This is a genomic window from Corallococcus sp. AB049A (assembly GCF_003668885.1).
Lineage (GTDB): Bacteria > Myxococcota > Myxococcia > Myxococcales > Myxococcaceae > Corallococcus > Corallococcus interemptor.
This window is the reverse complement of the sequence record NZ_RAWL01000323.1, coordinates 1-10,111: the sequence shown is the minus strand read 5'-3', so window position 1 is coordinate 10,111 and position 10,111 is coordinate 1. Positions and strand designations below refer to the sequence as shown.

10 protein-coding genes are annotated in these 10,111 nt (G+C 71.3%); 6 read left to right on the top strand and 4 right to left on the bottom strand.

The window, feature by feature from the left end; genetic code table 11:
- From D7X55_RS28290 to D7X55_RS28280, 3 genes are all read left to right on the top strand, one after another.
- Positions 1-440: AgmX/PglI C-terminal domain-containing protein (locus tag D7X55_RS28290; RefSeq protein ID WP_233610117.1), on the top strand; the 440-nt coding region annotated here is incomplete at its 5' end.
- 46 nt (positions 441-486) lie between these two features.
- A complete protein-coding gene (locus tag D7X55_RS28285) occupies positions 487-1,326 on the top strand; it encodes a DUF4081 domain-containing protein (RefSeq protein ID WP_120551029.1) in 840 nt (279 codons plus the stop codon).
- 33 nt (positions 1,327-1,359) lie between these two features.
- Positions 1,360-1,986 (top strand): tRNA-(ms[2]io[6]A)-hydroxylase, encoded by a 627-nt coding sequence (locus tag D7X55_RS28280; protein WP_121724682.1) that lies wholly within the window; start codon positions 1,360-1,362, stop codon positions 1,984-1,986.
- Here D7X55_RS28280 and D7X55_RS28275 read toward each other — a convergent pair.
- Positions 1,983-3,776 carry an SLC13 family permease gene (locus D7X55_RS28275; protein ID WP_121724681.1) on the bottom strand — a complete coding sequence of 598 codons (1,794 nt, stop codon included), beginning with the start codon at positions 3,774-3,776 and terminating at the stop codon, positions 1,983-1,985. The two genes, D7X55_RS28280 and D7X55_RS28275, sit on opposite strands and share 4 nt — an antisense overlap.
- 215 nt (positions 3,777-3,991) lie before the next feature.
- On the opposite strand from D7X55_RS28275, the gene D7X55_RS28270 reads away from it, so the two are divergent.
- The 3 genes from D7X55_RS28270 (at position 3,992) to D7X55_RS28260 (ending at position 8,194) form a co-directional block, all read left to right on the top strand.
- Positions 3,992-5,785 carry a phosphoenolpyruvate carboxykinase (GTP) gene (locus D7X55_RS28270; RefSeq protein WP_121724680.1) on the top strand — a complete coding sequence of 598 codons (1,794 nt, stop codon included), beginning with the start codon at positions 3,992-3,994 and terminating at the stop codon, positions 5,783-5,785.
- 139 nt (positions 5,786-5,924) lie between these two features.
- Positions 5,925-6,755 (top strand): tetratricopeptide repeat protein, encoded by an 831-nt coding sequence (locus D7X55_RS28265; RefSeq protein ID WP_121769672.1) that lies wholly within the window; start codon positions 5,925-5,927, stop codon positions 6,753-6,755.
- Positions 6,755-8,194 (top strand): ABC transporter substrate-binding protein, encoded by a 1,440-nt coding sequence (locus D7X55_RS28260; protein ID WP_121724678.1) that lies wholly within the window; start codon positions 6,755-6,757, stop codon positions 8,192-8,194. Before D7X55_RS28265 ends, D7X55_RS28260 begins: the two co-directional genes overlap by 1 nt.
- Here D7X55_RS28260 and D7X55_RS28255 read toward each other — a convergent pair.
- The 3 genes from D7X55_RS28255 to bioD all read right to left on the bottom strand — a co-directional run.
- Positions 8,172-9,350, bottom strand: a complete 1,179-nt coding sequence (locus tag D7X55_RS28255) for a pyridoxal phosphate-dependent aminotransferase (protein WP_121724677.1) — start codon at positions 9,348-9,350, stop codon at positions 8,172-8,174. The two genes, D7X55_RS28260 and D7X55_RS28255, sit on opposite strands and share 23 nt — an antisense overlap.
- Positions 9,347-9,625, bottom strand: a complete 279-nt coding sequence (locus tag D7X55_RS28250) for a hypothetical protein (RefSeq protein WP_120552248.1) — start codon at positions 9,623-9,625, stop codon at positions 9,347-9,349. Before D7X55_RS28250 ends, D7X55_RS28255 begins: the two co-directional genes overlap by 4 nt.
- A gap of 115 nt (positions 9,626-9,740) precedes the next feature.
- Positions 9,741-10,111: ATP-dependent dethiobiotin synthetase BioD (gene bioD / locus D7X55_RS28245; protein WP_147470240.1), on the bottom strand; the 371-nt coding region annotated here is incomplete at its 5' end.

Here is a 10,111-nt window from a genome sequence, read left to right as displayed (position 1 = left end):
CCCCCGCGCCGCGGCCCACGGCTCCGGTGCGTGAGCCGCCCCGGGCACCGCCCCCGCGCGAGGACTTCGACGCCCCCGACCCGCGCCGCGTGCCGGTGGTGGAGCCGGTGGTGGAGCGCACCTCCGGCCGCATCGACCCGGAGGACCTGCGCCTGGCCGTCCAGGCGGTGACTCCGCTCGTGCAGCAATGTTTCCAGGACGCCGCACAACGCAACCGGGGTGCACAGGAAGTGAAGCTGCGCTTCACGGTGGAGGGCGAGGGCTCCGAGGGGAAGATGAACCGGGGCGTGCTCGTCTCCAGCACCATCCCGGACCCCATGGTGCAGGCGTGCGTGCTGGACTCGCTCCTGGACGCGCGCTTTCCAGCACCCCGCCTGGGCGGTTCCGCGACGGTGCTCTACCCATTCCGTTTCACCGTGCCTGGGGACGCTGGCCCGTGAGGTCGGGTTGCGCGTAAGGTTCAGCCCCCCTTCCTCCCCCGCGCGCATGCCCGTCACCGTCGAACAGCTCGCGCCTTCCCACTCGGACGCCCTGCGCGCGCTCCTGGCGAAGGACCCCGTCCACAACCTCTACCTCCTGGGGTTGCTGGAGGAGTTCGGCATCGCGGCGCCGGAGCGCCAGGCGGCCTTCGCCTTCCACGGCCGCTTCGACAGCGGCGTCCTCACCGCGGCCGTCTTCGTGGGCGGCGAGGGCGGGCTGGTGGTGCCCAGCGCCAGCGACGCCACCGCCACCGGCGTCATCGCGGACGCGCTCGCCCCCAGCCTCAAGCTGCGCGCCACCGTGGGGGACAAGGCCTCCGTGGACGCGCTGGTCCGCAGCCTCTGCGAGGGCAAGCCGCGCCTGTCGCGCACGCAGAAGCTGTTCAGCGTCTCCGCGGACGACCTGGGCCCCTTCACCAACCCCACCCTGCGCCTGGCCCGGGAAGAGGACGTGCCCCGGCTCTTGCCCCTGGCCCAGGGCTACGTGCGCGAAATCCTGGAGCGCGACCCGCTGGCGGAGGACCCCGCGCACTACGAGGCCCGCGTCCTCCAGCGCGTGCGCCAGCGCCGCACCTACGTGCTGGAGGAGGGCGGCGAGCTGGTGTTCAAGGTGGACATCGGCTGCCGCTCGCAGTTCGGCGCGGAGCTGGAGGGCATGTACACGCCCCCGTCCCGCCGCCGCCAGGGCCACGCCACGCTGTGCCTGGGGCAGATTTCGCGGCACCTGTTGTCCTCGCTGCCCCGGCTGGCCATGCGCGTGGACGAGCGCGACGAGAGCACCGCCCGCATCGCTCGCAAGGTGGGCTACCACGCGGGCCGCACGCAGCGGCTCGTGCTGGTGGAGTAGCCGCCAGCGGATGCCCTACAGTCCGCCGCCGCAATGAGCAGCCGCCCCACGCCCTCCCGCCGTCCCCTCTCCGGAGCGGGCCCCGTCATCCTCCACGCGCCCACCGACCCCGGCTGGCTGCCGCTGGCGCTCGCGAACTTCGACGCGGTGCTGGTGGACCACGCCCACTGCGAGAAGAAGGCCGCCGCCAACGCGCTGTCCATGCTCCAGGCCTACCCGGACCTGCCCGGCCTGCCGTCGCGGATGGCCCGCCTGGCCCGCGAGGAGAGCGCGCACCTGGCCCGCGTGCTGGACCTGATGGCCGCGCGCGGCCTCACCCTCACCAAGGACGCCGGGGACCCGTACGCGCAGGGCCTGCAGAAGCACGTGCGCACGCCCGCCCCGGAGCGGCGCGTGGACCGCCTGCTCGTGGCCGCCATCATCGAAGCGCGCTCGTGCGAGCGCCTCTCCCTGCTCGCGGAGGGGCTGACCGACCCGGCGCTCGCCCGCTTCTACGGAGAGCTGGCCCAGTCGGAGGACGGCCACCAGTCCCTCTTCCACCGCCTGGCCGTGACGGCCTCCAACGGGGACGAGGCCGCCGTGGACGCGCGCCTGCAGTACCTGCTGGAGCAGGAGTCGCGGGTGCTCGCGGACGTGGGGCTGCGCGCGGCCATCCACTAGAACGGCCACACCACGGGCACGGCGAAGACGAGGAACACCACCAGCACCGCGGTCAGCGGCGTGCCCAGCCGGAAGAAGTCGGTGAAGCGGTAGTGCCCGGGCCCGTAGACGAGCACGCAGCTGGGCTCCAGCGGCGTGATGAACGAACAGCTGGCCGCCAGCGTGACGCCCATGGCGAAGGGGCGCGCGTCCACGCCCAGCTGCGTCGCCGCGTTGAGCGCCACCGGCAGCACCACCAGCGCCGCGGCCTGGTTGCTCATGGGCGCGGACAGCACGATGGTCAGCACCATCAACAGCGCCAGCACCGCGCGGGGCCCGCCGAACGCGCCCAGCCGGGCCACGTGGTCGCCAATGAACTTCCCCGCGCCGCTCACCTCCATGGCCAGCCCCAGCGCCATCATGGAGCCGATGAGCAGCACCACCCGCCAGTCCACGCGGAACGCGGTGCGCGCGTCCACGCACCCGGTGGCGATCATCAGCAGCATCCCGGTGAGCCCCGCCAGCGACAGCGGCACCCAGCCCAGCGAGCCCGCCGCCAGCGAGCCCAGGAAGAGGACCACCGCGAGCAGCGCCTTCGCGTAGCGCGGCGGCTCGTACTCGTGGCCCTCCAGCACCATCAGCGTGTGGCCCGGGGCCAGCTCCGCCACCTTCTGCCGGGGGCCTCGCAACAGCAGCACGTCCCCCACGGACAGCGGCAGCGTGGACAGCGAGTGCTCCTCCCGGTCGCGCCCCAACAGCTGCATCTTCGTGAGCCGCTGGATGCCGGGCCGGCGGTGCAGCCCCAGCGCCACCAGGCCGAAGCGCTCCACGAACAGCGTCTCCCGCAGGCTGCGCCCCACCAGCGCGCTGCCGGGCGGCACGCCCACCTCCGCGAGCATCGACTCCGGCCCCTCCAATTCCGCGTCCGACAGCCGCACGTCCGGCCTCAGCGCCAGGCCCTGCAGGTCCTTCACGCGCAGGATGTCCTCGCGCCGCCCCTCCACCAGCAGCCGCTCCTGGCCCGTCAGCACGTAGGACGGCTTCGCGTTGAGCGTCTCGCCGTCCTGCACCACGCCAATCACGCGCAGGCCCAGCCCTTCCGTGAGCTCCGCCAGGGGCTTGCCCACGTAGCGCGAGTCCGCCGGCAGCACCGCCTCCGTGAGGTAGTCGCGCAGCGTGAAGCCCTCCGTGCCCGGCTTGCCCTCGCGCGAGGGCAGCAGCCGCCGCCCCAACAGCACCACCACGGTGATGCCAATCAGCACCGCAGGCAGCCCCACCGGCGCCAGCTCCGCCACGCCAATGGGCGCCATCCCCTGCCGCTTCAGCGCCGCGGACACCACCAGGTTCGTGGACGTGCCGAACAGGAGCACCGTGCCGCCCAGCATGGACGCGTACGCCAGCGGCAGCAGCACCTTGCTGCGCGGCACCTTCGCCCGCGCCGCGGCGCCAATGGCCACCGGCAGGAAGGCCGCCGTCGTCACCGTGTTGGAGATGAACGAGGAGAACACCGCCACCACGCCCATCATCGCCAGCACGAACACCTGAGGACCGAAGCGCGCGAAGAACGCCATCCGCTGCCCCACCATCTGCACCACGCCCGTGGAGGCGAGCCCCTCCGTCATCGCCAGCAGGGTGAAGATGAAGATGACGGTGTCGTTGCTGAAGCCCTCGAACGCCTGCGCGGGCGTCAGCACCCCGGACAGCGCCAGCAGGCACACCACCACCAGCGAGGTGAACTCGATGGGGATGGAATCCATGGAAAACAGGACCAGGGCGACGACGATGATGGCCAGGACGAGGGCGATGGTCATGGAGAGGGCCGTTTGCCCCCTCAACCTGGGCACGCCGCGCTGCGCTGCCAGCGTGTGCCGCACCGCGCCGTTTTCTGATGGGCGCCCGGGGGCTGATAAGTGGAATTAGGCCAAAGCGGTCGAAAGTCCGGTTGACTGCCGGACGTCAGTTGATTTTGGGCCCCCGGTCCAGAAGGTTTCGTGTTCCTTCCGCGAGATACCCCGAGGAGACCTCCATGGCTTCGACGCAAGCGGCCGCCGCCACCGAGCAGGCGCCCACGAAGAACCCCACGCTCTTGGCGTGGGTGGCCAAGATGGCCGCGATGACCCAGCCGGACCGCATCGTCTGGTGCGACGGCTCGGAGGCGGAGAAGCAGCGCCTCACCGAGCAGGCGGTGAAGGACGGCACGCTCATCCCGCTCAACCCGCAGAAGCGCCCCGGCTGCTACCTGCACCGCTCCAACCCCAACGACGTGGCGCGCGTCGAGCACCTCACGTTCATCTGCACGCCCAACAAGACGGACGCGGGCCCCACCAACAACTGGATGGAGCCGGAGGCCGCCTACACGAAGCTCTCCCAGCTGTTCGAAGGCTGCATGAAGGGCCGCACCATGTACGTGGTGCCCTACGCCATGGGCCCGCTGGGCGGCGCCTCCACGAAGATTGGCGTGGAGCTGACGGACAGCGACTACGTGGTCCTCAACATGCGGATCATGACCCGCATGGGGAAGGCCGCGCTGGACATGCTGGGCGACAGCGACGACTTCAACCGCGGCCTGCACTCCACGGGTGACGTGAACCCGGACCGCCGCTACATCTGCCACTTCCCCCAGGACAACACCATCTGGAGCTTCGGCTCCGGCTATGGCGGCAACGTGCTGCTCGGGAAGAAGTGTCTGGCGCTGCGCATCGGCAGCTACCTGGGCCGCGAGGAGGGCTGGCTCGCCGAGCACATGCTCATCCTGGGCGTCACCTCCCCCAAGGGTGAGACGACCTACATCGCGGCGGCCTTCCCGTCCGCGTGCGGCAAGACGAACTTCGCCATGATGATCCCGCCCAAGGAGTACGCGGGCTGGAAGATTGAAACCGTCGGCGACGACATCGCCTGGATGCGCCCGGGTCCGGATGGCCGCCTGTACGCCATCAACCCGGAGGCCGGCTACTTCGGCGTGGTGCCGGGCACCAACTACAAGACCAACCCCAACGCCATGGAGACCATCTCCAAGGACACGCTCTTCACGAACGTGGCGCTCACGCCCGACGGCGACGTCTGGTGGGAGGGCAAGGACGGCGAGGTCCCCGAGGAGCTCATCGACTGGCAGGGCAAGCCCTGGAAGAAGGGCAGCACGGAGAAGGCGGCGCACCCGAACAGCCGCTTCACCGCGCCCATGAGCAACAACCCGGTGCTGTCCGGCAAGGCGAACGACCCCCAGGGCGTTCCCATCAGCGCCATCATCTTCGGCGGCCGCCGCTCCAACACCGTCCCGCTGGTGCTCCAGGCCTTCAACTGGACCCACGGCGTGTTCCTGGGCGCCACCATGGGCTCGGAGACGACGGCCGCGGCCACCGGCAAGGTGGGCGTCGTGCGCCGCGACCCCATGGCCATGCTGCCCTTCTGCGGCTACCACATGGGTGACTACCTCCAGCACTGGCTGGACATGCAGAAGTCCATCCCGCAGCTGCCGAAGATCTTCCAGGTCAACTGGTTCCGCCAGGACAAGAACGGCAAGTTCATCTGGCCGGGCTTCGGCGAGAACATGCGCGTCCTGGAGTGGATCGTGAACCGCGTGCAGGGCCGCGTCCCCACGCAGGAGACGCTGCTGGGCTGGGTGCCGCGCCAGGACCAGGGCCTCAACCTCAACGGCCTGGACCTGCCCGCGGAGGCCATCCAGGAGGCCACCTCCATCAAGGAGGACGAGTGGAAGACCGAGCTCAAGAGCCAGGAGGTCTTCTTCGAGCAGCTGGGCACCAAGGCCCCCGAGGCCCTGATGCTCCAGCGCAAGCTGCTCATCGCGCGCCTGGACGGCTAGCCGCCGTCTGACGGCTGAGAAGTCCCGCTCCGGGGCTGCTTCCTCCCCTGTCGCGACAGGGGTGGGGGTGGCCCCGGCGCTTTTTTGTGGGGGCCAGTGCTTCGACGGCCGGAATGTTCGGCGCTAGGCTCACCGCCCCATGAGACTGGTTTTCGTGTTGTCGCTGGCGCTGGCGCTGGCCCCGGGGTCCGCCCTGGCGCAGCGGGGTGGCTCCAAGGTCAACGTGCAGGCGCTGTTGAAGGAGGGCAAACGCCTCTACGACGCCGGCAAGTACCGCGAGGCGGCGGAGGCGCTGAAGCAGGCCAATGAGGCCCAGCCGCACCCGCGGCTCGTCTACAACATCGCCGTGGCGCTGGAGTACGCGGGCGAACCCCGCGAGGCGATGAGCTTCTACCGGCAGTACGTCACGTCCTCCAGCGAGGACACCGACCCCGCGCTCCTGAAGAACAGCAACCGCGCCATCGACCGGCTGCGCGTGCAGCTGGACCGCGAGGACCAGGCCCAGGCCGCGGCGGACGCGGACAGGAAGCGCCTGGAGGCGGAGGCGGACGCCGCGCGCCAGCAGGCGGAGGCGGAGCAGGCCGCGGCCCGGCGCGCGCAGGATGAGAGCGAGCGCCAGCGGCAGGCGGAGCTGGACCGGACCCTCAAGTCCTACCGCAACCAGCGCATCGCGGCGTTCGCCACGGGCGGCGTGGCGGTGCTGGGCGTGGGCGCGGGCGTGCTCTTCGGGCTGCAGGCGCGCGACCAGCGCGAGCAGTTCGACAACGCCACCACGCTCGCGGAGAAGCAGCGGCTGTCGGACAGCACCAAGAGCAAGGCGCTGCTCGCGGACATCGGTTTCGGCGTGGGGCTCGCGGGGGCCATCACCGCCATCATCCTGTATCCCAAGGAAGGCCCCCCCGCGACGGGCGAGGTCCGCGTGACGCTCGCACCGCGCGGCGCCGGGGTCGGCATGGAGGGTCGTTTCTGATGCGCGCGCTGGGAATGATGACGTTCGGCATGGCGCTGCTTGCGTCCGGGTGCAGCTTCACCACGGCGGGCGGCCTGTCCGAATGCACGACGAGCAGTGACTGCGGCACCAACAGCGTCTGCACCTCCGGTTACTGCCTGCCGCAGCCCGCCGGGTGCGACCAGGTGGTGGGCGCCACGTCCGCGGCGAACCCCATCGTGCTGGGCGCGGCGCTGCCGCTCACCAACGCGAGCGGCAACGCGGAGATTGAGCAGCAGCGCTTCAACGGCCTGAAGCTGGCGCTGGACGAGGTGAACCAGGCGCAGGGCGTGGGCGGCCGCCAGTTCGTCATGTACGTCTGCGACACCGGGGCGGACTCGGACCGCGCGGTGACGCAGGCCAGCTGGATGGTGAACGACAAGGGCGTGGTGGCGATGTTCAGCGCGGGCAGCGCGCAGACGCTCGCCATCAGTGAAGTGACGACGCCCAAGAACGTGCTGCTCATGAGCCACACGGCCACGAGCTCCGCGTTCACCACGCTGTCGGACAAGAACGGCGGCAGCGTGGGGCTGGTCTGGCGCACCACGCCCTCGGACGTGCTCCAGGGCCGCGTCATCGCGAACGTCATCCAGGGCGTCACGCCCATCAACGACCCGGGCGTGACGTTCACCCCGCCGGCGAAGGTGGGCGTGGCGTACGTCTCCGACTCGTACGGCACGGGCCTGTTCGACGCCATCCAGAACCGCATCCCCAACAAGGACAACGTCGCGGGCGCGCAGTACAGCCGCAACGAGGCCGTGAGCGGCGCGGTGACCCGGCTGGTGTCCTTCGACCCGGACATGACGGTGCTGGCGGGCTTCCCCGAGGACAACTCGCGCCTCCTGCTGGAGGCCATGGACAAGGGCGTGGGCACGGCGCACGGCAACCGGTGGTTCCTCACCGACGCCAGCAAGGACCGCACGCTGCTCACCTCCCGCAAGGAGGTCGAGACGGAGCTTTCAGGCACGTACGGCACGGCGCCGGCTTCCGCGCGTCCCAACGACGCCACGTACAAGCTCTTCGCGGACCGCTTCATCACGGCCTACAGCACGGACCCCGGGCAGTACTCCTTCACCGCGCACGCGTACGACGCCATGTACCTGGTGGCGCTGGGCTCGGCGTACGCGGTGGGCAACGACGCGGGCAACCCGCAGCCGGTGACGGGCCCGCGCATCGCGGAGGGCCTCACGAAGCTGACGCCCGCGGCCGGCCAGACGGCGCCGAGCTACCCGCTGGGCTCCACGCAGTTCACCGCGGCGCGCGAGGCGCTGCGCGCGGGCAACGTCATCGACGTGAAGGGCGCCAGCGGCGAGCTGAACTTCAACAACGAGACCGGCGAGGCGCCCTCCCCCTACGAGCTGTTCAAGGTCACGGGCACCACCTTCCGGACGGTGCAGCTCATCGACCCGCCGACGGACTGAGCACGCGCACCAGCGGAGCCAGGGCGGCGGTGAAGACCTCGGGCGTCGGCAGCAGCGACAGCACGAGGTACGCACCGCCGCCGAAGTCGTAGAAGTACCCCGGCTGCACGCGCACCCCCTCCTCCAGGAGCCGCAGGCAGGTGGCCTCCTCGCCGGGGTGATGGGGGATGCGCAGGAGCGCGCTCCAGCCGCCGTGCGCGGGCACCACGTCCCACGCGGCGTCCGCCGGACGCGCTTGGAGCAGCCGCTCCCGGTTGCCCCTCACCCGCTCCATCAAGGCCTGCTGGAAGCGCGGCGCGTGCTCGAGCAGCGCGGGCAGCGCGAGCTGCACGGGCGTGCCCACCGACAGCGCCGCGTCCGCCACGTCCTCCAGCCGGGCCAGGGCCTCGTCGCGCGCGTGCGCGGGGCCGCCCACGTGCAGCCACGCCAGCTTCAGGCCGGGCAGGCCCGCGACCTTGGACAGGCCGGACAGCGAGAACGTCAGGCACGGCAGCCTCCGCCCCGCCACGGACGTCACGCGCCCTGCTTCCTCGTCCCACGCGAAGCCGGAGAACACCTCGTCGCAGAGGAGCGCCAGCCCGTGGCGCGCGCACACGTCCGCGAGCGCGTGGAGCTCGTCCTCGTGGAGGAAGTGGCCGGTGGGGTTGCCGGGGTTCACCACCACCACCGCGCGCGTGCGGGCGTCCACGGCGGCCTCCACGAGGCCCGCGTCCAGGCCGAAGCCGTGCACGGCGGGCAGGCGGTAGGAACGCGCCTGGACGGCCTCCAGGCGCGCCAGGACGTCCACCAGCGGGTAACCCGGCGCGGGGACGAGGACGTTGTCCCCCGGGTCGCACAGGAGCTTCAGCAGCCACCCGTAGGCCTCGCTGGTGCTGGCGGAGAGGACGACGTGCGCGGCGTCCACGCGCGTGCCTTGCCGGGACAGGTGCGCGGCCACGGACGCGCGCGCCGCGGGCAGGCCGAAGGGCTCCGGCGCGTAGTGGAACGGCCCGGGGAGGGCCCCGAGGTCCACGTCCGGTGGGGGCAGCCCCACGCGGGTGGGGTTGGTCTCCGCCAGGTCCCAGAGGGGCAGCCCGCGCGCGTGGCGCCCGGCGGCGGCCTGGGAGAGCGGGTTGGGCGTGCGCGGGAAGGCGGTGCGGAGCGAGAAGCGGCTCACAGCCCCGTCTGGAGCATGGCGCTGGCCACGCGGCGGATCAGCTCGCGGCGCAGCTCCAGGCGGCAGTGCTCGATGGCCTTCTCGTGCGGCCTGGGCAGCTCGGGGTTCCGGGTGCGGATCGCGGTGCGCAGGACCAGCTCGACCTTCGTCGGCTCAATCTGGAACAGCCGCGGACCGTCCTTCTGGAGGAAGTAGGACAGCCCGCGCTGTTCGATGAGCTTCTGGAAGAAGCGCCGGACGTCCGCGAGGAGCGTGATGTCGATGATGTCCGCCATTCGTGCCGGCTTTCTCGCGCGGAAAAAACAGCACGTCCAGATCACGGCCACCACCACGCGAAAACTTGCGCGGCCTGTAGCACGCGCCTTTCCGCCGAACGCGCCGGAGGCCGATTTATCGGGCCCGCGCGCGTTCGGGCACCAGCGGCGCCAGCGCGCGCCGGAACGCGATCCGGCGCTTTCTTGCATCCTCCACATACGGCACGGGCCCCAGCACCTCCACCCCGTGGCGGGCCTCCAGGTAGCGCCGGTTGTCCCGCTCCGCCAGGTCACGTCCGGGCACGCCGCGCGACAGCACCACCGCGCGCACGGACACCTTGCGCGCCGCCAGCGCCTCCAGCGACAGCGCCACATGATTGAGCGTGCCCAGCCCCGCGCGCGCCACCAGCACCACCGGCAGGCGGAACGCCTGGATGAGGTCCACCACGTCGCGCTTCGAATCCACCGGGACGAACAGCCCCCCTGCCCCCTCCACCACCACCGAAC